Source organism: Ancylobacter sonchi (genome assembly GCF_018390695.1).
Classification (GTDB): domain Bacteria; phylum Pseudomonadota; class Alphaproteobacteria; order Rhizobiales; family Xanthobacteraceae; genus Ancylobacter; species Ancylobacter sonchi.
Map to the genome: position 1 here is coordinate 118708 of NZ_JAHBGF010000036.1, position 23766 is coordinate 142473.

The 23766-nt window shown below is 67.7% G+C and carries 21 protein-coding genes and 2 tRNA genes; 7 read left to right on the forward strand and 16 right to left on the reverse strand.

The genetic code is table 11. The features are described from left to right. Positions 1-108: 108 nt before the first annotated feature. The 11 genes from KHC28_RS21415 to KHC28_RS21465 all read right to left on the reverse strand — a co-directional run bounded on the left by KHC28_RS21415 (position 109) and on the right by KHC28_RS21465 (position 12176). Positions 109-828, reverse strand: a complete 720-nt coding sequence (locus KHC28_RS21415; RefSeq protein ID WP_312893299.1) for a metallophosphoesterase family protein — start codon at positions 826-828, stop codon at positions 109-111. 13 nt (positions 829-841) lie between these two features. Further along, a complete protein-coding gene (locus KHC28_RS21420; protein WP_214010405.1) occupies positions 842-1564 on the reverse strand; it encodes an ATP12 family chaperone protein in 723 nt (240 codons plus the stop codon). Then, entirely contained in the window at positions 1561-2259 is a 699-nt protein-coding gene (locus tag KHC28_RS21425) for an HAD-IA family hydrolase (protein ID WP_214010406.1), read from the reverse strand. The genes KHC28_RS21420 and KHC28_RS21425 overlap by 4 nt, the downstream gene beginning before the upstream one ends. Positions 2260-2389: 130 nt before the next feature. Further along, positions 2390-2465, reverse strand: a tRNA-Val gene (locus KHC28_RS21430). A gap of 487 nt (positions 2466-2952) precedes the next feature. Beyond that, a complete protein-coding gene (locus KHC28_RS21435) occupies positions 2953-3231 on the reverse strand; it encodes an HU family DNA-binding protein (RefSeq protein ID WP_018386927.1) in 279 nt (92 codons plus the stop codon). A 337-nt stretch (positions 3232-3568) separates the two neighbouring features. After that, the gene (gene lon / locus KHC28_RS21440; protein ID WP_214010407.1) at positions 3569-6007 is read right to left on the reverse strand and encodes an endopeptidase La; all 2439 of its coding nucleotides are present in this window, start codon (positions 6005-6007) and stop codon (positions 3569-3571) included. Between the two features lie 387 nt (positions 6008-6394). Then, complete coding sequence (gene clpX / locus KHC28_RS21445) at positions 6395-7666, reverse strand: ATP-dependent Clp protease ATP-binding subunit ClpX (RefSeq protein ID WP_214010408.1); 1272 nt, start codon at positions 7664-7666, stop codon at positions 6395-6397. Positions 7667-8116: 450 nt separating this feature from the next. Then, positions 8117-8749 (reverse strand): ATP-dependent Clp protease proteolytic subunit, encoded by a 633-nt coding sequence (locus KHC28_RS21450; RefSeq protein ID WP_214010409.1) that lies wholly within the window; start codon positions 8747-8749, stop codon positions 8117-8119. A 181-nt stretch (positions 8750-8930) separates the two neighbouring features. Beyond that, complete coding sequence (gene tig, locus KHC28_RS21455) at positions 8931-10280, reverse strand: trigger factor (protein ID WP_214010410.1); 1350 nt, start codon at positions 10278-10280, stop codon at positions 8931-8933. 134 nt (positions 10281-10414) lie between these two features. After that, positions 10415-10499 (reverse strand) — tRNA-Leu (locus tag KHC28_RS21460). A gap of 144 nt (positions 10500-10643) precedes the next feature. Then, positions 10644-12176 carry an NAD(P)H-hydrate dehydratase gene (locus tag KHC28_RS21465; RefSeq protein ID WP_214010411.1) on the reverse strand — a complete coding sequence of 511 codons (1533 nt, stop codon included), beginning with the start codon at positions 12174-12176 and terminating at the stop codon, positions 10644-10646. Positions 12177-12458: 282 nt separating this feature from the next. On the opposite strand from KHC28_RS21465, the gene KHC28_RS21470 reads away from it, so the two are divergent. Beyond that, complete coding sequence (locus tag KHC28_RS21470) at positions 12459-12797, forward strand: P-II family nitrogen regulator (protein ID WP_213355983.1); 339 nt, start codon at positions 12459-12461, stop codon at positions 12795-12797. Between the two features lie 78 nt (positions 12798-12875). Beyond that, a complete protein-coding gene (gene glnA, locus KHC28_RS21475) occupies positions 12876-14285 on the forward strand; it encodes a type I glutamate--ammonia ligase (RefSeq protein WP_214010412.1) in 1410 nt (469 codons plus the stop codon). Between the two features lie 183 nt (positions 14286-14468). Here the strand turns inward: glnA and KHC28_RS21480 are convergent, their stop codons facing one another. From KHC28_RS21480 to KHC28_RS21495, 4 genes are all read right to left on the reverse strand, one after another. Further along, on the reverse strand, positions 14469-15686 hold the full coding sequence (locus KHC28_RS21480) for a GGDEF domain-containing protein (protein WP_214010413.1): 1218 nt from the start codon (positions 15684-15686) through the stop codon (positions 14469-14471). A gap of 186 nt (positions 15687-15872) precedes the next feature. Beyond that, positions 15873-16349 carry a 30S ribosomal protein S9 gene (gene rpsI, locus KHC28_RS21485; protein ID WP_214010414.1) on the reverse strand — a complete coding sequence of 159 codons (477 nt, stop codon included), beginning with the start codon at positions 16347-16349 and terminating at the stop codon, positions 15873-15875. A gap of 2 nt (positions 16350-16351) precedes the next feature. After that, a complete protein-coding gene (gene rplM, locus KHC28_RS21490) occupies positions 16352-16813 on the reverse strand; it encodes a 50S ribosomal protein L13 (protein WP_214010415.1) in 462 nt (153 codons plus the stop codon). 162 nt (positions 16814-16975) lie between these two features. Then, positions 16976-17395, reverse strand: a complete 420-nt coding sequence (locus tag KHC28_RS21495; protein WP_214010868.1) for a PaaI family thioesterase — start codon at positions 17393-17395, stop codon at positions 16976-16978. Positions 17396-17599: 204 nt separating this feature from the next. Here KHC28_RS21495 and KHC28_RS21500 point away from each other — a divergent pair, with 204 nt between their 5' ends. The 5 genes from KHC28_RS21500 (at position 17600) to KHC28_RS21520 (ending at position 22538) form a co-directional block, all read left to right on the forward strand. Continuing rightward, entirely contained in the window at positions 17600-18040 is a 441-nt protein-coding gene (locus KHC28_RS21500) for a CoA-binding protein (RefSeq protein WP_214010416.1), read from the forward strand. 126 nt (positions 18041-18166) lie between these two features. After that, a complete protein-coding gene (locus tag KHC28_RS21505) occupies positions 18167-19462 on the forward strand; it encodes an O-acetylhomoserine aminocarboxypropyltransferase (RefSeq protein WP_214010417.1) in 1296 nt (431 codons plus the stop codon). 195 nt (positions 19463-19657) lie between these two features. After that, positions 19658-19819 (forward strand): DUF1127 domain-containing protein, encoded by a 162-nt coding sequence (locus KHC28_RS21510; protein ID WP_214010418.1) that lies wholly within the window; start codon positions 19658-19660, stop codon positions 19817-19819. A gap of 197 nt (positions 19820-20016) precedes the next feature. Beyond that, entirely contained in the window at positions 20017-21444 is a 1428-nt protein-coding gene (trmFO, locus tag KHC28_RS21515) for a methylenetetrahydrofolate--tRNA-(uracil(54)-C(5))-methyltransferase (FADH(2)-oxidizing) TrmFO (protein ID WP_214010419.1), read from the forward strand. Continuing rightward, positions 21441-22538, forward strand: coding sequence for a serine/threonine protein kinase (locus KHC28_RS21520; protein ID WP_376772778.1), 1098 nt, complete (start codon positions 21441-21443; stop codon positions 22536-22538). Before trmFO ends, KHC28_RS21520 begins: the two co-directional genes overlap by 4 nt. Positions 22539-22774: 236 nt before the next feature. Here KHC28_RS21520 and KHC28_RS21525 read toward each other — a convergent pair whose 3' ends face one another. Further along, positions 22775-23695, reverse strand: a complete 921-nt coding sequence (locus KHC28_RS21525; RefSeq protein WP_214010421.1) for a LysR family transcriptional regulator — start codon at positions 23693-23695, stop codon at positions 22775-22777. Between the last annotated feature and the right edge of the window lie 71 nt (positions 23696-23766).

Consider the following 23766-nt stretch of genomic DNA (forward strand, 5'->3'; position numbering starts at 1 on the left):
GCCCCGTCGGCGTTTCAAAGCAGGACCGCGCAGGGCAGTCATGAGCGCGCCCGCTTCCAGGGGCGCGGGGGCGTCGGGCGCGCACCCTTCTCCCGGCGCGCGGGATGCCTAGGTGTGCAGCACCCGCACCTCCGCCCCCTCCAGCACCACGCAGCTCAGCCGCCCGGTCTTCCAGGCGCCGGTGTCGACATTGATGCGGTTGGCGCGGATGTCGACCTCTTCAACCGGCGTGTGGCCGTGCACCACCCGCTTGCCGAAATCGACGGTGGCATCGAGAAAGACGCGGCGGATCCAGATCAGGTCGTGCGCGGCCTGCCGCTCCAGCGCGACGCCCGGCCGCACCCCGGCATGGCAGAAGAAATAATCGCCCAACTCGGCGCTGAAACCGAGCCCGGCCAGGAACGCCGCATGCTCCTCCGGGATCGCCGCCCGCGCTGCCTTGCGCAGCGCCTTGCCGCCCAGTTCCTCCGCCGCCACCCCGTAGGACGCCAGCGCCGCGATCCCGCCATTGCCGAGCCAACGGTCGAGCGGGCCGCTGCCGTCGAGCGCCGCCCGCATCATCGCCTCGTGATTGCCGGTCAGGCAGAGGGCGCCGCGCTCCCGCTGCAACCCGAGTACCCGCTCGATCACCGCGCGGCTGTCCGGCCCGCGGTCGACATAGTCGCCGAGGAAGACGAAGCGTACGCCCGCATACCCCTGCGCGTCGCGCTCGACCATCGCCAGCAGGCTCTCCAGCAGGTCGAGCCGGCCGTGGATGTCGCCGAAGGCATAGACCCGCAGCCCGTCGGGAATGCGGTAGCGGGAAGTCGTGTCGGCGGTCTCGTCCACGCGCCTCTCCCGCCTAGGGTGCCGCGAGCAGGTCGAGCATGCGGACGGCGGCGGCGAAATCGCGCCAGCGCGCCTGCCGGCGCCGTTCCGCCTCGCTGTCGGAGCCCCAGGCCTGTTCCTGCACTTCCTCGTCGATATGCGCGGCGCGCCAGGCCTCTTCGGCGGTGAGCCGCCCGTGCAGCACCGCGAAGGCGATGAGCGCCGAGCCGCTCAGCGTGGTCATCAGGCTGAGCGCGGCGAGGCGCAGCGGCTCGTCCGGCAGCTGCGTCGCCACCGCCTCCAGCGAAGCCGGCGGCTGGGTGACGTGCATCACCCCCTCGGCGAGCAGGAAGCGGGCGCCGAAACGCGCCTGCGCCCAGTCCAGCACCGGGTCCCATAGCTGCACCTGGAGCGCAACCAGCTTGTCCGGACCGTCGGTGCGGTAGCAGACGAGGTCCGAGCCGGCATAGCGCACGATTTCCGCCCCCACCGCCTCCATCGCCCCGGCGACGCCGTCTTGGGCCGAGTTGACGAGGCGGGTGATCGGCATGGAGAGCGGGTCGATGGTCTCGCCCTGCCCGGCCCATTCGGCGGCGATCTCGCGCGCCAGAGCCTCGCCGGGCACGCTGAGCGGATGCCGGCCCGGAGTGCGCACCGGGCGGCCGTCGAGCTGCACCTGGAACCCGTCCGGGCCGGGCGCCGCGCTCGCTTCCTTGTAGAATCGCTTGATCGGCGCGGCGGCGCTGCCGAGGCTCATCGCCCCGCCCCCTCGACGCTCTCGCGCGCCAGCTGCTGCCAGAGCGCGTCGAGCCCCTGCGCCAGTTCGCCGGCGCCGTTCACCAAGAGATGGGCGCCGCCCTCCTCCAGCATCTCCGCCGGGTGGTAGCCCCAGGTGACGCCGATGGCGCCGGCGCCGGCGGCGCGCGCCATGATCATGTCGTAGCTGGTGTCGCCGACCAGCACGGTGTCGCGCGGCTGCGCGCCCACCGCCGCCATCGCCTGCTGCACCATCGCCGGGTGCGGCTTGGAGGGGGCGTCGTCGGCGGTCTGGATGGTGACGAAGCGGGCTTCCATGCCGTGATGCTTCAGCACCGAGGCGACGCCGCGCTGCGACTTGCCGGTGGCCATGCCGATCAGCACGTCGTCGCGCCGGTGCAGCGTCTCGACGAGGTCGCGCATGCCGGGGAACATCGGCTCGGTGAAATTGCCCTCGTCGCGCAGTTCGTGGAACGCGGTGCGGTAGAAGCCGGCCAGTTCCTCGGCGGGGAAGTCGGGCGCGTGGTCGCCGAGCTTGCGCATCGCCTCCACCAGCGACAGGCCGACAATGCCGAGGATCGCCTCGCGCGGCGGCAAGTCGATGCCGGCGCGGGCGAAGGCGCGGGTCATGGCGGAGACGATGACGTGCTGGCTGTCCACCAGCGTTCCGTCGCAATCGAAGAGGACGAGTTTCACGTTCTTCCCATCCGGCATAGCACCGGCCTCGCCCGGACGCGACCGCTCGCGACCGGCTTGCAGGAGCTGAAGGAAAGCCGGCGGCGCCTTGCCTGCGGTACCGGCTCGTCGCGATCGCCGCCGCGGCCGGTGGTGGGCGGTGACGGGCTCGAACCGCCGACCCTCTCGGTGTAAACGAGATGCTCTACCAACTGAGCTAACCGCCCTTGCCGACCCGCGGCCAAACCGCTGCGTGTCCGGGCATGGCCGGCCGCCGCCGAAGCGGACGCCGGGCGCAACGCCCCACCGGCCATGGCCGGCTCATGGGCGAGATAATCGGAATCGTCGGCCACGTAAACGGCCTTGCCGCATATTCCCGCCGGATCGGCCGGGCACGGCGGCGGGCCGGTACCATTGGGATGGTCCCTGGCGACAGGCCACCAGGACGGGCTGCGGACGGAGATACGGCAATGAAGCACGAAGGCGGCCGGAGCCGGCCCGCCTTCGTCCTCGGGGGCACGCCGCTATGGGCGGGATCCCCGGTCGGCACGCTCCCCCACCGGGGAACCGGCCGAGAAGTAGTCGGAAACCCGAAATCAGAAACCTGAGATCGGGAACCGCGGGCCGGTTCCGCCGGCCGGCCGGCTTGCCGCCGGCTGCGGCAGGGCGCGCCCACTTGCGTGGGTCGCGCCCCGGCCCGCGCGTCCGGCCGGATCAGCCGTTGACGGTTTCCTTCAGGCCCTTGCCGGGCGTGAACTTCGGGGCCTTGGAGGCCTCGATCTTCACCGGGTTGCCGGTGCGCGGATTGCGGCCCTCACGGGCGGCGCGGGTGACGACGGAGAAGCTGCCGAAACCGATCAGCTTCACTTCCTCGCCGGCCTTCAGCGAAGCGGCAATGGCATCGAAGGTCGCGTCGACCGCGGCGGCGGCGGCCGCCTTCGTCAGCTTGGCCTGCTCGGCCACGGCGGCGACGAGTTCGTTCTTCGTGGTCATGAGACCGTTCCTTCCCTTGATTGCACAAGAATCGTCAGTGGGTTGCACGGACGACGGGCGCGTACCTTTCCCGAAATTGCGGCGATTGCAAGCAGGATCGGCTTCAAAACCCGCATGAATAAACGGTTTTATGCATCCACAAGTATCAAATTACCTCAAAATGGAAGTGTTTGGCACGCCTCCAATTTGAGCGGGACGCCGCGTCCATCCGCCGCGCCGCTCCCGCCCGCCCTTACCGCTCGCCTCTCGGTTGCATGGCGATCGGGTGCCGGGCGCCGGCACAAACGAAAACGGCCCCGGATGACCGGGGCCGTTCGCGTCTCAGATGGTGCGACGATCAGTGGGCGGCAACGCCGCCACCCTCTTCGCGCGCGATCACCGGCTCCACCGGCGCGGGGGCATCGACCGGCTTCTCTTCCCACACGATCGGTTCGAGCTGGCGGATCAGCGCGTGGCGGAGCACTTCGTCCATCCGCGACACCGGCACGATCTCCAGCGCGTTCTTCACATTGTCCGGGATGTCCACCAGATCCTTGGCGTTATCCTCGGGGATGAGCACCTTCTTGATGCCGGCGCGCAGCGCCGCCAGCAGCTTCTCCTTGAGGCCGCCGATCGGCAGCACCCGGCCGCGCAGCGTGATCTCGCCGGTCATGGCGATGTCGCGGCGGATCGGGATGCCGGTCAGCACCGAGGTCAGCACGGTCGCCATGGCGACGCCCGCCGACGGGCCGTCCTTCGGGGTCGCCCCCTCGGGAACGTGGACATGGATGTCCCGGCGTTCGAACAGCGGCGGCTCGATGCCGAAATCCACCGCCCGCGAGCGGACATAGGAGGCCGCCGCCGAGATCGATTCCTTCATCACGTCGCGCAGATTGCCGGTCACCGTCATCTTGCCCTTGCCGGGCATCATGACGCCTTCGATGGTCAGGATCTCGCCGCCGACTTCCGTCCAGGCAAGACCGGTCACCACGCCGACCTGGTCCTCAAGCTCGGCCTCGCCGTAGCGGAACTTCGGCGGCCCGAGATACTCCTCCAGCTGCGCGACGGTGATCTTCACGCTCTTCTTCTTGGTGAGCATGAGGTCCTTCACCACCTTGCGGGCAAGGTTGGAGATCTCGCGCTCGAGGTTGCGCACGCCCGCTTCCCGCGTGTAGCGGCGGATCAGGGTGAGCAGCGCCTCGTCGTCGATCGACCATTCCTCGGGCTTCAGGCCGTGCTTGGTCAGCGCCTGGGCGATCAGGTGCTTCTTGGCGATCTCGGCCTTCTCGTCCTCGGTGTAGCCGGCGATGCGGATCACTTCCATGCGGTCCAGAAGGGCCGGCGGAATGTTCAGCGTGTTCGCCGTCGTCACGAACATCACGTTCGACAGGTCGTAGTCGACCTCGAGGTAATGGTCGTTGAAGGTCGAGTTCTGCGCGGGATCGAGCACCTCAAGCAGAGCCGCCGACGGATCGCCGCGGAAATCGGCTCCCATCTTGTCGATCTCGTCCAGCAGGATCAGCGGGTTGGCCTTCTTGGCCTTGCGCATCGACTGGATGATCTTGCCGGGCATGGAGCCGATATAGGTCCGCCGGTGACCACGGATCTCGGCCTCGTCACGCACGCCGCCGAGCGACATGCGGACGAATTCGCGACCCGTCGCCTTGGCGATCGACTTGCCGAGCGAGGTCTTGCCGACGCCGGGCGGGCCGACGAGGCACAGGATCGGGCCGGTCAGCTTGTTCTGACGGCTCTGCACCGCGAGATATTCGAGGATGCGCTCCTTGACCTTGTCGAGGCCGTAATGCTCCGCGTCGAGCAGGCCCTGCGCGAAAGGCAGGTCCTTCTTGACCTTGGAGCGGTTGCCCCACGGGATCGACAGCACCCAGTCGAGATAGTTGCGCACCACGGTGGCTTCCGCCGACATCGGCGACATCTGCCGGAGCTTCTTCAGCTCGTGCGTCGCCTTCTCGCGGGCCTCCTTGGAGAGCTTCACGGTCTTGATGCGCTCTTCCAGCTCGGCCAGTTCGTCGCGGCCTTCCTCGCCGTCGCCCAGCTCCTTCTGGATCGCCTTCATCTGCTCGTTGAGGTAGTACTCGCGCTGGGTCTTCTCCATCTGGCGCTTGACGCGCGTGCGGATGCGCTTCTCGACCTGGAGCACCGAGATCTCGCTCTCCATCAGCGAGAGCACCTTCTCCAGCCGGGCCGGGACCTTGAGGATCTCCAGCACCGCCTGCTTCTCGGGGATCTTCACCGCGAGATGCGAGGCGACGGTGTCGGCCAGCTTCGAGTGGTCCTCGATCTGGGTGACGACGCCGACGACTTCCGGCGAGACCTTCTTGTTGAGCTTCACATAGCTCTCGAACTCGGCCAGCACCGAGCGGCCCAGCGCTTCCGCCTCGATCTTGTTGCCCGCATCCTCCTCCAGCGCCACTGCCTCGGCCTCGTAGAGGTCGCTGCGGTCGGTGTAGTGGCTGACCTTGGCGCGCGAGATCCCCTCGACCAGCACCTTCACGGTGCCGTCGGGCAGCTTCAGCAGCTGCAGCACCGAGGCGAGCGTACCGATCTTGTAGATGGCGTCGGTGGAGGGATCGTCGTCGGACGCGTTCTCCTGCGTAGCCAGCAGGATGAAGGTGTCGTTGCGCATCACTTCCTCGAGCGCGCGGATCGACTTCTCGCGGCCGACGAAGAGGGGCACGATCATGTGCGGAAAGACGACTATGTCGCGCAGCGGCAGCACCGGGAAGGTCTGCGAAACGCCGGGCGTGAGCGCGGTGCGAGGCTTCGGGCTCGTCATGGCTCTTTCCTTTCTGTTGCCGGCCGGCTGCCGGAGCTTTGCGCGGACCCCTGAAGGCATCCGCGCAGCTGTCCGTGGGACCGTGCCGCAATGCGGCCGGAACGCGAACGAAAATCTCTCTGCGATGGCGGGAGGTTAGGCCGCTTGGGGCAGGTCGATCCGATCGAGGACCGGGTGTTGGATCTCAGATGGAGATGCCGTCCGGCGGCGTCAAGGGCGGGAGCGCCCCGGCCGATGGTACTGGGGTCGGCACCGTCATGGGCAACGCCTTCCCCCTGCCGGCCAGCCGCGCGCGGCGCGGCCCGACCGGTCCGGCTCCTTCCGGAAGCCTCGGCCGGGCGCACGCCAAAGCTGGCGCGCCCGGCCGTATCCGTCTCGCGCGCGCCGTCAGGCACTCGCGCCCGCATCGCCAGCGGCGGCACGGTCCGCGTAGATGTAGAGCGGCCGCGCGTTCTGCTCGACGACCTCCTTGGAGATCACCACTTCCTCGACGCCTTCGAGGCCCGGCAGGTCGAACATGGTGTCGAGCAGGATGCCTTCCATGATCGAGCGCAGGCCGCGCGCGCCGGTCTTGCGCTCGATGGCCTTGCGGGCGATGGCGCCCAGCGCCTCCTCATGGATGGTGAGCTCGACATTCTCCATCTCGAACAGCCGCTGATACTGCTTCACCAGCGCGTTCTTCGGCTCGGAGAGGATCTTCTTCAGCGCCGCCTCGTCGAGGTCGCCGAGCGTGGCGATCACCGGCAGGCGGCCGATGAATTCCGGGATCAGGCCGTACTTCAGCAGATCCTCGGGCTCCACCTCGCGGAACACCTCACCCGGCTTGCGGTCTTCCGGGGCGGCGACGACGGCGCCGAAGCCGATCGAGGTGCCCTTGCCGCGCGAGGAGATGATCTTGTCCAGCCCGGCGAAGGCGCCGCCGCAGATGAACAGGATGTTGGTGGTGTCGACCTGCAGGAACTCCTGCTGGGGATGCTTGCGCCCGCCCTGCGGCGGCACGGAGGCGACGGTGCCTTCCATGATCTTCAGCAGCGCCTGCTGCACGCCCTCGCCGGAGACGTCGCGGGTGATCGACGGGTTGTCCGACTTGCGGCTGATCTTGTCGATCTCGTCGATATAGACGATGCCGCGCTGCGCCCGCTCGACATTGTAGTCGGCCGACTGCAGCAGCTTGAGGATGATGTTCTCGACATCCTCGCCGACATAGCCCGCCTCGGTCAGCGTCGTCGCATCCGCCATGGTGAAGGGCACGTCGAGGATGCGGGCCAGCGTCTGCGCGAGCAGCGTCTTGCCCGAACCGGTCGGCCCGATCAGCATGATGTTGGACTTGGCGAGCTCGACGTCACCGTGCTTGGTGGCGTGGTTGAGCCGCTTGTAATGGTTGTGCACCGCCACGGAGAGCACGCGCTTGGCGTGGAACTGGCCGATCACGTAGTCGTCCAGGACCTTGCAGATCTCCTTGGGGGTAGGAATCCCGTCGCGGGACTTCACCAGCGAGGACTTGTTCTCCTCCCGGATGATGTCCATGCACAGCTCGACGCATTCATCGCAGATGAACACGGTCGGTCCCGCAATCAGCTTGCGGACCTCGTGCTGGCTTTTGCCGCAGAACGAGCAGTAGAGGGTGTTCTTGCTGTCGCTGCCGCCAACCTTGCTCATGCGTCTCTCCGTCCGCTCGGCGACCCGGGGGAAGCCCGGTCTCGCCTCAGTCTCGCAGGCCGCCGCGGGCCTCCAAGAGGGAGAAACGCGACGGCATCAGGGCCGTCTGTCAGGAAGTGACCCGAGGGTCCGATCCGCCGGCAAGTCGACCATGCCTAGTCCAATGTCCTAGCCAAGCATGGGTTCGCCGGAGCGATCAAGAAGGCAATCGTGCCGTCCCCGCTTTCGCTAGGGTAGAACGTTGCCCGTCTTCACCTCGTCACACCTCCTGATCAACAATCACGCACGCTGCCGCATCACGCAAATCGTCGCGGTGCATGTCACCCATGCAAGCGCGATGCCGCCTCATGTGCAAGTGCCGGTTTCCCGGACAGCCCGCCCTTCGCCTCATATAGGAAGCGGGCGTTGCCCGGAAAACACGTCACCATCGCAAAATCAGGTTAATCGACCTCAGCTCTTGGCAGGTGCGTCGTCAGGACGCTTGTCGATCACTTTGTCGATAATCCCGAACGCCTTGGCCGCCTCGGAGGTCATGAAGTTGTCGCGCTCGAGCGCTTCCTCGACCTTCGCGAGTTCCTGCCCGGTGTGATGGACATAGATCTCGTTCAGCCGGCGCTTGAGGCTTTCGACCTCGCGGGCGTGGATCAGGATGTCGGTGACCTGGCCCTGATAGCCGCCGGAGGGCTGGTGCACCATGATTCGCGCGTTGGGCAGCGCGAAGCGCATGTCCTTCTCGCCCGCGGTGAGCAGCAGCGAGCCCATCGAGGCGGCCTGGCCGATGCACAGCGTCGACACCGCCGGCTTGATGAACTGCATGGTGTCGTAGATCGCGAGGCCCGACGTCACCACCCCACCCGGGGAGTTGATGTACATCGAGATTTCCTTCTTGGGATTCTCGGCTTCGAGGAACAGCAGCTGCGCGACCATCAGGGTCGACATGCCGTCCTCGACCGGCCCGGTCAGGAAGATGATCCGCTCCTTCAGCAGGCGCGAATAGATGTCGTAGGAGCGCTCGCCCCGGTTGGTCTGCTCGACCACCATCGGGACCAGATAGTTCATGTAAGTATCGATCGGATCACGCATAATTTATCCTCGACAGGCCGGCGCGAAACGCGCCCCGAATCTCGTCCCGCCCCACCATAATGGGAAACGCCGTGCCGACCAGCCCGCCCGGCCATTAAGCCGCGGGGCGTCCCCGCATAAGCGGAAGCCGCCGGCCGGGGGGCCGACGGCTTCGCAGGATCTCGGCGATCTGTCGAAAGCGTCAGGCCTTCTCGACCTCGTCCTCGGCGTAGAGCTCCTCGCGGGTAACGGGCTTTTCCGTCACATTGGCGAGCTCCAGCAGGAAGTCGACGACCTTCTCCTCGAAGATCGGCGCGCGCAGGGTGGCGAGAGCCTGGGCGTTCTTGCGATAGAACTCCCATACCTGCTGCTCCTGCCCGGGGAACTGGCGGGCACGTTCGACGACGGCGCGGGTCACTTCGTCGTCGGAGACCTGAATGTTGTTCTTCTCACCGATTTCCGCAAGCACCAGGCCGAGACGCACGCGGCGCTTGGCGATCTTCTCGTAGTCGGCGCGGGCGGCCTCCTCGGTGGTGCCCTCGTCGGCGAAGCTCTTCTTCTGAGCTTCCATCTCCTGGGTCACCGAACCCCAGATGCCCTCGAATTCCTGCTCGGCGAGGGTCGGGGGCACGTCGAACTGGTGCAGGCCGTCGAGCGCGTCGAGCAGGCGGCGCTTCACCTTGGCGCGCGAGGCGTTGGCGTGCTCCTGCACGATGCGGCTCTTCACGGTCTCCTTGAGAGCCGCGAGGTCGTCCATGCCGAGGGTCTTGGCGAACTCGTCATTGATCGTCAGCTCGCCGGGAGCCTCGATCTTCTTGGCGGTCGTCTCGAACTCGGCGTCCTTGCCGGCGAGCTGCGCGGCCTGGTACTCGGCCGGGAAGGTCACCTTCACGGTGCGGGTCTCGTCGACCTTGATGCCGACCAGCTGGTCCTCGAAGCCGGGGATGAAGCTGCCCGAGCCGATCACCAGCGGCACGTCCTCGGCGGAGCCGCCATCGAACTTCTCGCCGTCGATCGAGCCGACGAAGGAGATGGTGACGCGGTCGCCCTTCTCGGCGGCGGCGTCCTTGTCGGTGAACGGACGGTTGGATTCGGCGATGCGGCTCACCGCCTCGTCGACTTCCTCGTCGGTCACGGCGAGAACCGGCCTCTCGAGCGAGATGGTCTTGAAGTCGCCGAGCTCGATCTTCGGCAGCACTTCGATGCCGACGGTGTAGGAGAGGTCGGCCTTGCCGTCGATGACCTCCTTCACCAGTGTCTCGTCCTGCGGCAGCTCGACCTTGGGCTGCATGGCGAGCTTGAAGCCGCCATCCTCGACGATCTTGGTGTTGGCCTCGTTCACCGCCTGGTCGATGACCTCGGCGAGCACCGACTTGCCGTACATGCGCTTGAGATGGGCGACCGGCACCTTGCCCGGCCGGAAGCCGTTGAGGCGGACCTTGTCCTTCATCTCGTCGAGGCGGGCATTCGCCTTGGCGTCCAGTTCGCTGGCCGGCAGCACCACGCGATATTCGCGCTTGAGACCTTCGGCGAGGAGTTCGGTGACCTGCATTGTCGTTCGGCCTTCGTCGTGAGCGCCGCGTGGCGGCGTGTCTGATAGCGTCGGTTGCGAGAGCGGGCCCGCGCGGAGCGGCCCCTGCCCTCGGCGATGGGGTTTGGCTCGGCGGCAACGGAAGGGGCAAACACTGGTGCGGGCGGAGGGGCTCGAACCCCCACGACTTTCGTCACTGGAACCTAAATCCAGCGCGTCTACCAGTTCCGCCACGCCCGCTTGCGCGCCGTCGCCCGGTCCTCGGCAGATGCCATCGACCAAGGCACGCGGACGCGCGCACCCGAATAGGTGCCGCCAGCCGGGTGCGGGCTTATAGCACGGCCCCGCCGTCGCGCCAGCCCAAAATGCGCGTGATCCCTGCGCTCAGACGGCCACGCCGAGCGAGACGAACAGCCGGCGCGTGACCGGACGCAGCGCGTCGACGAGATCGTCGGCGACGAGGCCGGGGCCGACCTCCCTCCCCGCCTCGCCATGCAGCCACACCGCCGCGGCCGCCGCCTCGAAGGCCGGCATGCCCTGCGCCAGCAGGCCGCCGATGATTCCCGCCAGCACGTCGCCGGCGCCGGCGGTGGCGATGGTGGGCGGTGCGTTCGAGGCGATGGCGGCGCGCCCGTCCGGGCTCGCCACCACGGTGTCCGGCCCCTTCAACAGCAGCACCGCGCCGATAAGCGCCGCCCCGGCCCGCGCCCGCTCCAGCTTCGAAGTGGGCCCCATGACCGAGGGCTCGTCCGCGAACAGCCGTGCGAACTCGCCGTCATGCGGCGTCACCACCGCGGCGGGAGAGCTGGCGAGGACGCGCGCCAGCCCGCGTGCGTCGCCGGCATAGGAGGTGATGAGGTCGGCATCGACCACCAGCCGCCGCTCCGCCGCCGCCTCCAGCTTGGCCCGGGTCAGCGGCCCTACCCCGGCACCGGGGCCGAGCACCACCGTGCCGAGCCGGCGGTCGGCGAGCAGATGCGCCAGCCCGTCGGCGTCCTCGACGGGACGCACCATCACGGCGGAGAGATTCGCCGCATGGATCGCTAGCGCCTCCGCCGGGCAGGCGACCGTCACCAGCCCCGCCCCGGCCCGCAGCGCCGCCCGGGCGGCGAGCCGGGCCGCGCCGGTGGCGAAGGCCGGCCCGGACACCGCGACGAGATGCCCGCGATCATATTTATGCCCGTCGACCCTCGGCACCGGGAATTGCCCGTCCCACAGCGCCGGGACATTAGCGAAGGCACGCGGGCGGATTTCCTTCAGCACCCCGGCGCCGATACCGATATCGACCACCTCCAGCGTGCCGGCATGCACGCGCCCCGGCATCAGGAGGTGCCCCGGCTTCGGCCGGAAGAAGGTGACGCTCGCCGCCGCCCGGATCGCCGCGCCGCGCACCGCGCCGGTCGCCCCGTCGATGCCCGCGGGCAGGTCGACCGCCACCACCGGCACCCCGGCGGCATTCACCCGTGCGACGAGGTCGCACACCGTCGGGTCGAGGTCGCGGGCGAGCCCGGCACCGAACAGCGCATCGATGGTCAGATCGGCCGCGCCGACATCGACATCGGCCGCATCGGCCACCTCGCCGGTCCAGAGATCGGCCATGGCGGCGGCATCGCCGGACAGCCGCGCGCGAGCCCCGAGCAGTGCCAGCCGCACCCGGTAGCCCTGCCCCGCGAGTCGCCGCGCCGCCACGAAGCCGTCGCCGCCATTATTGCCCGGCCCGCAGAGCACGAGCACCCGCCCGCCCGGCAGGCAGCGCCGCGCCGCCGCCTGCGCCACCGCCGCCCCGGCCCGCTCCATCAGCACCGTGCCGGGGGTACCGCCGGCAATGGTCAGGCCGTCCGCCCGCCCCATCTCGGCAGGGGTGAGCAGCTCGAATCCGCCCGGCCCGCCCTCCGGTCCTCGCGAGGCTGTGGACATCCCGATCCTCCTGCCCGGCTTTTATAAGCGGCAAAGCGAAACACTTTGCTCAAATTACGCGCAGCCGAGACTGGCATTTCCGACAAAACGTCGCCTATAAATTGATCATTACGATCAATAATTAAGCAATACCGCCGCAAAGATATCGGCGCGGCCCGGCCCGACCGACACAACAAGCTGATATCATGCTGCTTTCGGCGCTGCTATCGTGCTTGGCATGGGTTCTGCTTTGACGCGGGTGGCTCAGTCGCGGTGACGACCGGGCCAGGGAGACGAGATCAGATGAAGAAGATTGAGGCCATCATCAAACCCTTCAAGCTCGACGAGGTGAAGGAGGCGCTGCAGGAAGTTGGCCTGCAGGGCATCACCGTCACCGAAGCCAAGGGTTTTGGCCGGCAGAAAGGGCACACGGAACTCTACCGTGGCGCCGAGTACGTGGTAGACTTCCTGCCCAAGGTGAAGATCGAGGTCGTCGTAGGCGACGAGATGGTGGAGACGGCGATCGATGCCATCCGGCGCGCGGCCCAGACCGGCCGCATCGGCGATGGCAAGATTTTCGTTTCCAACATCGAAGAGGCGATCCGCATCCGCACCGGGGAGTCCGGCGTCGACGCCATCTGATGGGCGATGCCGGGCTCTGTATTCGCCCGGCAAACCCCGCTGCCCGCGTCCGGGCAGCGCAATCAGAGGCAAGATACTATGACGACGGCCAAGGACGTCCTGAAGCTTATAAAGGACAACGACGTCAAATACGTCGACCTTCGCTTCACCGATCCGCGCGGCAAGTGGCAGCACGTCACCTTCGACATCTCGATGGTGGACGAGGACTTCTTCGCTGAAGGACAAGCGTTCGACGGTTCGTCCATCGCCGGCTGGAAGGCGATCAACGAATCCGACATGCACCTGCAGCCGGACCTCGATTCGGTGTGCATCGATCCCTTCTTCGCCGAGACGACGCTGGTCGTCGTCTGCGACGTGCTGGAGCCGACCACCGGCGAGCCCTATGGGCGCGACCCGCGCGGCATCGCCAAGAAGGCCGAAGCCTATATGAAGAGCACCGGCATCGGCGACACCGTCTATATCGGTCCCGAGGCCGAGTTCTTCATCTTCGACGACGTCCGCTTCAAGGCCGATCCCTACAACACCGGCTTCAAGCTCGATTCGAGCGAGCTGCCGACCAATGGCGACACGGAATATGAAGGCGGCAATCTCGGCCACCGCGTGCGCACCAAGGGCGGCTATTTCCCGGTTCCCCCGGTCGACAGCGCGCAGGACATGCGCGGCGAGATGCTGGCGGCGATGGCCCGCATGGGCGCCAAGGTCGAGAAGCACCATCACGAGGTGGCTTCCGCCCAGCACGAGCTGGGCCTGAAGTTCGACACCCTGGTGACGATGGCCGACCACCTGCAGGTCTACAAGTACTGCATCCACCAGGTCGCCAACGTCTACGGCAAGACCGCGACCTTCATGCCCAAGCCCGTCTATGGCGACAACGGCTCGGGCATGCATGTGCACCAGTCGATCTGGAAGGACGGCAAGCCGCAGTTCGCCGGCAACAAGTACGCCGACCTCAGCCAGGAATGCCTGTGGTACATCGGCGGCATCATCAAGCACGCCAAGGCGCTGAACGCCTTCACCAACCCGCTGACCAACTCCTACAAGCGTCTGGTCCCGGGCTATGAGGCGCCGGTGCTGCTCGCCTATTCGGCGCGCAACCGCTCGGCGTCCTGCCGCATCCCCTACACCACCTCGCCGAAGGCGAAGCGCGTCGAGACCCGCTTCCCCGACCCCGGCGCGAACCCCTACCTCGCCTTCGCCGCTCTGCTGATGGCCGGCCTCGACGGCATCCAGAACAAGATCGACCCCGGCCCGGCGATGGACAAGGATCTCTACGACCTGCCCCCGCGCGAGCTGAAGAAGATCCCGACCGTCTGCGGTTCGCTCCGCGAGGCGCTGGCGTCGCTCGACAAGGACCGCGAGTTCCTGAAGAAGGGCGGCGTGTTCGAGGACGACTTCATCAACGCCTATATCGAGCTGAAGATGACCGAGGTGATGCGCTTCGAGATGACGCCGCACCCGGTCGAGTTCGAGATGTACTACTCGGTCTGACCGGATCGCGGGTGGGGGCCTCCCGACCCGACGACGCGACAAGGGAAAGGGCGCCACCGGCGCCCTTTTTCATGCCCGGCTTCCGGACCATGCCCTGCCCCGTGGGCCCCGCAGCTCGGAAATCGCGGGTGCCTCGAAGTTGCCGACAGCCGATGGCGCGGGCGCTTCAGGATCGTCGGCGTCTCAGGAATGCGGCGAAGCCGCGCGCCGGTCGCCGCCCATCTGGCCCGCACTCCAGTCGCCCGGGCGGTGCACCATCACCCGGTCACGCCCGCCCTGTTTGGCAGCATAGAGCGCCATATCCGCCCGTCCCTGCAGCGCCGACAGCGCCTCGACCGACGCGGAAGCCGGCAGCTCGCCAAGCGCGATGCCGATGCTGGCCGACAGCTTCGCTCCGTGCATCGGCAGCCCCTCGCCGGACCGGCGGAAGGCGAGGCGGATACGCTCGGCGATCTCCCGGGCCGTGCCGACATCGGCGCCGGGCAGCACGATGCCGAACTCCTCGCCGCCGAGGCGCGCCACGATGTCGGTGCCGCGCAGATTGTCGCGCAGCACCTTGGCGAACAGGCACAGCACCTCGTCGCCTGCGGCATGGCCATAGACGTCGTTGATCGCCTTGAAGCGGTCGAGGTCGAGCACCAGCACCGCCACCGGCCCGCCGGCGGCGGCGACATCGCGGGTGCGGGCCTGGAAGCCCCGGCGGTTCAGCAGCCCGGTCAGGTCGTCGACCAATGCCGCCTCCTCGAAATGCCGCTCGCGACGCTCGCGCACCATGCCGATCACGCAGAACGCCATCAGCAGCTGGAAGGCAACGAGCTCGAAGGCATAGGCCATCAGGCTCGGATCGAGCAGGACGTTGCCCTCGACATTCACCGTCGCGAAGCCGAGCAGCAAAAGCCCCGGCCGGGCGAGCATCGTGAAAAGGTGCACCCCCAGCAGCCCCATGGCGAGGCGGCGCGACACCAGCCGGTCGGCGCGGCGGCGATACAGCTCGCGAATGCTCAGCACGACCAGCAGCGCGGTGAACCCCAGCATCACCCACATGCGGGCCACCGCATCGTCGCGGAAGCCGGGCAGCTGGCAGATCGCCAGCCATGCCGCGATCAGCACCACCGGCAGCACCTTGTCCGGCCGCCGCCGGTCGAAGGCGCGAAAGCCGTTCCAGCCGAGCCCCCAGGCGAGCAGCAGTGCGGCATTGGAGAGCTCGATGGAGACGAAGCCCGGCACCACGCCGCGTGCCGCGAGGCCGGCCAGCCCCATGGTGGTGAGCACGAAGGCGGTGCCCCAATAGCCGAGCGCGTTCTCTCCCGGCCACATGATCCACGACACCAGCAGCACGCCCGCGATCAGCAGCGTCGAGAAGGTGGTGAAGGACCAGATGGTGAGCGGGTCGTAGAACATGCAGCCTGCACCGAGCGGGGCGGTTCCCGGACCTTCGAGATACCGGAATGCGAGCACCGTGCCTAGCGACCCGCCGCAGGGAACGCGACGGGAAACGCAGCGGGCAATGCGGCAGGATGCGCGGCAAACAAAAAGGGCAGGCCGCGAGGCCTGCCCTTTCGATGTCGCAGCGGACAGATCCGCCGATCAGCGCTTCGAGAACTGGAAGCTGCGGCGAGCCTTGGCACGGCCGTACTTCTTACGCTCGACGACGCGCGAGTCGCGGGTCAGGAAGCCGCCCTTCTTGAGCGGGCCGCGCAGCTCGGGCTCGTAATAGGTGAGCGCGCGGGAGATGCCGTGGCGCAGCGCGCCGGCCTGGCCGGAGAGGCCGCCGCCGGAGACGGTGCAGACCACGTCGTACTGGCCCGAACGGGCCGCGGCGGCGAAGGGCTGCTGGATGATCATGCGCAGCACCGGGCGCGCGAAGTAAACTTCGAGCGTGCGGTCGTTGACGGTGATCTTGCCGGTGCCCGGACGCACCCACACGCGGGCGACGGCGTCCTTGCGCTTGCCGGTGGCATAGGCGCGACCGAACTTGTCGAGCTTCTGAACGTGCTTGGGGGCCTCGGGGGCCTGAGCCTTCAGAGCGTCGAGGGCGTCGAGGGACTGGAGAACCTCGGCCATGATCAGTTCCTCACATTCTTGCGGTTCAGCGCGGCGACGTCGAGCGCCACCGGCTGCTGGGCCTCGTGCGGGTGAGCCGAGCCCTTATAGACGCGCAGGTTGCCCATCAGCTTGCGGCCGAGGGGACCGCGGGCGAGCATGCGCTCCACCGCCTTCTCCACCACGCGCTCCGGGAAGCGGCCGTCGAGCAGGAACTTCGCAGTCCGCTCCTTGATGCCGCCGGGGAAGCCGGTGTGGTGGTAGTAGACCTTGTCGTTGCGCTTGTTGCCGGTCAGCGCCACCTTCTCGGCGTTGATGACGACGACGTTGTCGCCGCAATCGACGTGCGGGGTGTAGATGGCCTTGTGCTTGCCCTTCAGGCGCGTGGCAATGATGGTCGCGAGCCGGCCGACCACGAGGTCGGTCGCATCGATCACCACCCACTTCTTCTCAATGTCGGCAGGCTTTGCCGAAAACGTCTTCATGGGATGTATCCATATGCGTAAGGATGCCGCCTTGAGGCCGCACTTCACTTGGCGCGGCTTTTAACCGAGCGGCACGCACACGTCAATCGCGTGGCACACGTATTAATACAGCAAAATCAATAACTTGCGAAATAGGTATAAAAATACCTGTATCTAAACCCCTCAAATTGCTCGCGGCGGGATCGAATAGGTCGTCACCGCATGGGCGCACAGCTCCTCCTCCCCCTCCCCGCGCAGGGCTATCTCGCATACCGCGAGCCGCTGGCCGAGCTTGATGAGGCTGGCTTCGGCGAGCAGCGGTCCCGGCGCCGGACGGCGCAGGAAGTTGATGGAGAAGTTGGTGGTTACCGCCAGCGGCACCGGCCCGATGGCGGCGAGGATCACCGCATAGGCGGCGATGTCGGCGAGTCCCATCATCGCCGGCCCGGAGACCGTGCCGCCCGGGCGCAGGTGGTCGTCATCGGCGAGCAGGCGCAGAACCACGCCCTCGCCGTCCACGCCGGCGATCTCGTGTGGCCGGCCGGGGCCGAAGGCCTGTGGGAACTCGGCGACCAGATAGGCCTGCAGCCGCCCGGCATCCATGCCCTCGCCCGGCCTCGGGCTCCGCCTGGCGCGCGAATCCACGCTCCGCTGCGCCTCGCGCGCCGCCATCTCGTCCATGGGCTCCTCCCGTTTCATCGTTCGCGACAGTATCGCCGCGCCGGCAGCTCCCGTCAGCCCGGCGAGGGACGGATAGATTTCATGGATGCCATCACCATATCCGATGGCCATCGACGGAGGTCGCGCATGAATCACGATGCCTATTCCGATGCCTATATCGCCGAGCAGCTCGGCCGCATCCGCACCATCGCCGTGGTCGGGGCGAGCCCGAATCCGGCCCGGCCGAGCCATGGCGTCGCCCGCTATCTCGCCATGCAGGGCTTCCGGGTGTTCGCGATCAATCCCGGCCAGGCCGGGCGCGACATTGCCGGCCTGCCGACCTATGCCCACCTCGCCGACGTGCCGGAGCCGATCGACATGGTCGACGTGTTCCGCGCCCCGGAATATCTGCTGAAGGTGGTGGAGGAGGCGTTGGCGCTCTCGCCACAGCCGAAGCTGATCTGGTCCCAGCTCGGCGTGCGCGACGACGCAGCGGCCCGGCGCGCCGAACAGGCCGGCGTCGCCGTCATCATGGATCGCTGCCCGGCGATCGAGATGCCGCGCCTGCGTCTCGGCGGCCCGCATTGAGGCGGGCGCCTAAAATCACATGAATTTTTCGTACTGAAAAATTCTATACGTCGCTGTTGCGTTTTTTATCCGCCCGGCGTGAACTACCTCCGTCGGCGGCGCGGCCGCCCGCGGAGGATGCCCAGAATGAGCGACAACAGCACCGATCAGACGCCCGGCTTCGCCACCCTCGCCGTGCATGCCGGCGCGGCGCCGGACCCCACCACCAAGGCGCGCGCCACGCCGATCTACCAGACGACCTCCTTCGTGTTCGACGATGTCGACCACGCCGCCGCGCTGTTCGGCCTGAAGGCGTTCGGCAACATCTATACCCGCATCGGCAACCCCACCAATGCGGTGCTGGAGGAGCGGGTCGCGGCGCTTGAGGGCGGCACCGCCGCGCTGGCGGTAGCGTCCGGCCATGCCGCGCAGTTGCTCGCCTTCCAGACGCTGCTGTCGCCCGGCGACGAGTTCGTCGCCGCCAACAAGCTCTATGGCGGCTCGATCAACCAGTTCAACCACGCCTTCAAGAGCTTCGGCTGGAACGTGGTGTGGGCGGATCTCGACGACGTCGCCTCGTTCGAGCGCGCCATTTCGCCGAAGACCAAGGCGATCTTCGTCGAATCGATCGCCAATCCCGGCGGCATCGTCACCGACATCGCCGCCATCGCGAAGATCGCCAAGCGCGCCGGCGTGCCGCTGATCGTCGACAACACGCTGGCCACTCCCTACCTCATTCGCCCCTTCGAGCACGGCGCCGACATCGTCATCCATTCGGCGACCAAGTTCCTCGGCGGCCATGGCAATTCCATCGGCGGCCTCTTGGTCGACGGCGGCTCGTTCAACTGGCTTCGCGAGGGGCGCTACCCGTTCCTGTCGCAGCCGCGGCCGGAATATGAGGGCATCGTCATCGGCGAGACCTTCGGCAATTTCGCCTTCGCCATCGCCGCCCGCGTGCTCGGGCTGCGCGATCTCGGCCCGGCGCTGTCACCCTTCAACGCCTTCCTGATTCTCACCGGCATCGAGACGCTGCCGCTGCGCCTCCAGCGTCACAGCGACAACGCGCTCGCCGTGGCCAAATACCTCGCCGAGCACCCGAAGGTGGAATGGGTGAGCTATCCCGGCCTGCCGGGCGACCGCTATTACAACCTCGCCCAGCGCTACACGCCGAAGGGCGCCGGCGCGGTGTTCACCTTCGGGCTCAAGGGCGGCTTCGATGCCGGTGTGGCTCTGGTGTCGAACGTCAAGCTGTTCTCACACCTCGCCAATATCGGCGACACCCGCTCGCTGATCATCCACCCCGCCTCCACCACCCACCGCCAGCTCTCCGAGGCGCAGAAAGTGGCGGCCGGCGCCGGCCCGGACGTGGTGCGGCTGTCGGTCGGCATCGAGGACGCCGCCGACATCATCGCCGACCTCGATCAGGCGCTGGCATCAGCCTGATTGCGGTGCAGCAAAGGCGAGCCGTGCAAATATGAATGAATTATGGGCGTCTCATGCGTTCGCCGCATGGCTGGGATGCCACATACATTCTACTAGGTGAGCAGTATGTCGCATATATAGGCAGCGAAATGATTACGGAGCGTGCAACCAATCTTGGGTCAGCGCTCCGCATTCGCAACCTGATGGAGACTGAAAATGCTGCTCTGGGGCTTTATCGCCAAGCAGATCCGCCGCTGGCAGGCGTATCGCCGCACCGTCACCGAGCTCTCCCAGCTCGACGACCGCACCCTCGCCGACATCAACGTGTCGCGTTCGGAAATCTTCCGCGTGGCCCGTCAGGCGGCTGCTGTTGCCTGATGGCGGCTTACCCCGCCTGCGGATCTTCTGAGAACGCGGACTAAACGGCCCCGGCCTTCCGGGGCCGTTTTCGTTTGTAGGCCACACGCGGCCGATGCCGGCACCTCTCTTCCGGCGCGAGAACCCCCGCGCGATAATCCTGCGCCCGAACGCGATCCGTGCTAAGGGGCCGCCCGGAAAAGCGGACCCTACCCAGCATGAGCGTGAATACTCCTTCTCCCGTCCATATCGTCGGCGGCGGCCTCGCCGGCTCGGAAGCCGCCTGGCAGCTCGCTCGTCGCGGCGTGCCGGTGGTGCTGCACGAGATGCGCCCCACCCGCGGCACCGATGCCCACAAGGGCGACGGCCTTGCCGAGCTGGTGTGCTCCAATTCCTTCCGCTCGGACGATGCCACCTCCAACGCGGTGGGCGTGCTGCATGCGGAGATGCGCCGGCTCGGCTCGCTGATCATGGCTTGCGCCGACCGTCATCAGCTCCCCGCCGGCGGCGCGCTCGCCGTCGACCGCGACGGCTTCTCGCAGGCGGTCACCGAGGCGATCACCGGCCATCCGCTGATCACGCTGGAGCGCGGCGAGATCGCCGGCCTGCCGCCGGAAGACTGGGACAGCGTCATCCTCGCCACCGGCCCGCTCACCTCGCCGGCCCTGGCCGAGGCGATCCGCGAGCGCTCGGGCGAGACCTCGCTCGCCTTCTTCGACGCCATCGCCCCCATCGTGCATTTCGATTCCATCGACATGGACGTCGCCTGGTTCCAGTCGCGCTACGACAAGCCCGGCCCGGGCGGCACCGGCGCCGACTACATCAACTGCCCGATGGACAAGGCGCAGTACGACGCCTTCGTCGCCGCGCTGATCGCCTCCGACACCGTGCCGTTCCGCGAGTTCGAGGCCAACACGCCCTATTTCGACGGCTGCCTGCCGATCGAGGTGATGGCCGCGCGCGGCCCCGAGACCCTGCGCCACGGCCCGATGAAGCCGGTCGGCCTCACCAATCCGCGCGATCCGCTGGTGAAGTCGCACGCCATCGTCCAGCTCAGGCAGGACAATGCGCTCGGCACGCTGTTCAACATGGTCGGCTTCCAGACCAAGGCCCGCCATGCCGAGCAGGTACGCATTTTCCGCATGATTCCCGGGCTGGAAAACGCCGAATTCGCCCGCCTCGGCGGTTTGCACCGCAACACCTATCTGAACTCGCCGCGCGTGCTCGACGGCACGCTGCGGCTGAAGGCCGAGCCGCGCCTGCGCTTCGCCGGGCAGATCACCGGTTGCGAGGGTTATGTGGAAAGCGCCGCCATGGGGCTGATCGCCGGCCTGTTCACCGCCGCCGGGCGGCTGGGTGTGGAGCTTGCCCCGCCGCCCGCCACCACCGCCCATGGCGCCCTGCTCGCCCACATCACCGGCGGCCACATCGAGACGGTGGAACCGGGGCCGCGCTCCTTCCAGCCGATGAACGTCAATTTCGGCCTGTTCCCGCCGCTCGCCGCCAACCCGACCCGCGACGCCGAGGGCAACCGCCTGCGCGGCACCCAGAAGACCGTCGCCAAGAAGCAGGAAATGGCCCGCCGGGCGTTGGCCGACATCGACGAATGGGCGCGCACCGCCATCCCCGGCGAGGTACCCGCGTGAGCCGCCGCTTCGCCGATCCGCCGATTCCGAGCGCCCGCAGCGCCGGCGGCCGCTTCGAGCTCGACACCGTGCTCAAGCGCGACATCTTCTCCACCATCGAGCGCGGCATCTGGCACGACCTCGACGGCGAGCATCCCGCCGTGCGCCGGCACTATGCCGGGGTGAAATGGTGGGTGAAGCCGCTCGCCCGGCATTTCGCCCGCCGCGAGGCCCGCGCGCTGCGCCGCGCGCAGGGCAGCGGCCACACCGTGCCGGTGTTCGCGCTGGAGGAAGGCTGGCTGGTGCGCGGCTTCGTCGACGGTCTGCCGCTACAGATCGCCCGACCTGTCGGCAACGCCGCGTGGTTCGCCGCCGCTCGCGAGGGGCTGCGCCAGGTGCACCGGCGCGGCATCGCCCATAACGACCTCGCCAAGCCGCAGAACTGGCTCTATGCCGCCGATGGCGGCGCGGTGCTGATGGATTTCCAGCTCGCCGTCTGCTTCTCCCGCCGCTCGAAGCTGTTCCGCATCGCGGCCTACGAGGACATCCGCCACCTCCTGAAGCACAAGCGCAGCTTCTGCCCGGAGGCGCTGACGGCGCGCGAAAGGAAGATCTTGGCCCGCAAGAGCCTGATCAACCGGGTGTGGATGGCCACCGGCAAGAAGGTCTACAACTTCGTCACCCGCAAGCTGTTGAACTACCACGACACCGAGGGCCGCGGCCCGCGGGCGATGGAGGAAGGTCCGCGCCTCGCCGCCGCGCTCGCCAGCGCCCCCGGCGTGCGCGACGTGCATATCTGCGACTTCCCGACGCCCGGCGGCAGCTTCGGCCTCTACGCCTTCGTCGAGGCCGCCCCCGAGGCCCCCGAGGCGGCGCTGCGCGCCCATCTCGCGAGCACCCTGCCCGGCCACACCCCGCCCGAGCATATCCAGCTGGTGTCCGAGCTGCCGCGCGACGCCGCCGGCGAGGTGCGCGACGATCTCCTGCGCCTCGTCGCGTTGAACCAGCTCGATCAGATGGACCAGTTGCCGCGCACCCCGGCGCAGCAGGCGGCGCTCGACGCCATCATCCGCGAGCGCAAGAACCTCAGCGACCGGGTGCGGCGCGGCATTTGAAGCCCCGGCGCGACATCGGCCGCGCCCTTCTTCCCTCTCCCCGCCCGAACCCGGCTATCGCCGTGTTCGAATTCGGCAGGGTCGAAGCCGGAAACATCCGGCTTCGACGGAGAGATGGCTCCGCGTGGCGGGGGCACTGCGGGGCGAGGACGCTGGGCCGCATTGAGCCCCTCCCCCTTCTCCACGGGGCGACAGAGCAGTCAGCTTCCCTCAGCCAGCGCCCGCAATGACGGCCTCTAGCGCGCCGGCTCCGACGGCAGGCCTCCCGCCACCGCCCGCAATTCCCGCACGAAGGCGTCGATCAGCGGCCGCTCGCCCTTCAGTCGGCGCGTCGCGACGAAATGCGCCGATTCGAAGCCGTAGCTCTCCGGCCGGATCACCCGCATCTGCCCGCGCCGCACCCAGTCCTCGCCGATATGGCGCGGCAGATAGCCGATGAAGTGGCCGGAGAGAATCAGCATCACCTGCGCCTCCATCTGCACGATCGAGGCGCTGGCGCGCGGATGGTTCACCCGGTAGAGGTCGTCGAAATGCCGGTAGCCGCGCACGCTGAACAGCGCCGCCTCGATGTCCGCCTGGCCGATCTCCCGCGCCGGCCGCTCGAACAGCCTGTGCCCGCGCCCGCAATAGAGCGCCTGCGGCTCGCGATGCAGCGGGATGTAGGCGATGCCCGGCACCTTCTGTGAGAAGGCGCCGATCACCACGTCGCGCTCGCCGTCGAGCAGCGCCTGTTCCAGCTCCTGCGGCGTGCCGAGCACCAGGTCGACGAACACCTCCGCCGCATAGTCCATGTAGCGCGACAGTGCGGTCTGCAGGCCGAGATGCGGGTTGGTCACCACCCCATCGAGAATGCCGATGCGCAGCCGCCCGACCAGCCGGTGCCGGTCCTGGCCGATGCGGGCATGGAAGCCTTCGATGTCGTCGAACAGCCGCCGCGCCGCCATGAGCGTCGCCTCGCCGAACGGGGTGAGGCGGAATCCCGCCCGCCCGCGTTCGCAGAGCTGGCCGCCGAGCTTGCGCTCCAGCGCGGCGAGATGAGTGGAGAGCGTCGATTGCGACAGGTTGAGCGCGATCTGCGCGTCGTGGAAGCCGCCTTCGTCGGCCAGCACCACGAATACCCGCAGCAGCCGCAGGTCGATATTGTCGAGACGGCGCATCGCGGCTCCAGGCAAGGCTCAAGGGCGTCACATCGATAAATATCGATACAAACTTTCATTAAATGTGATTT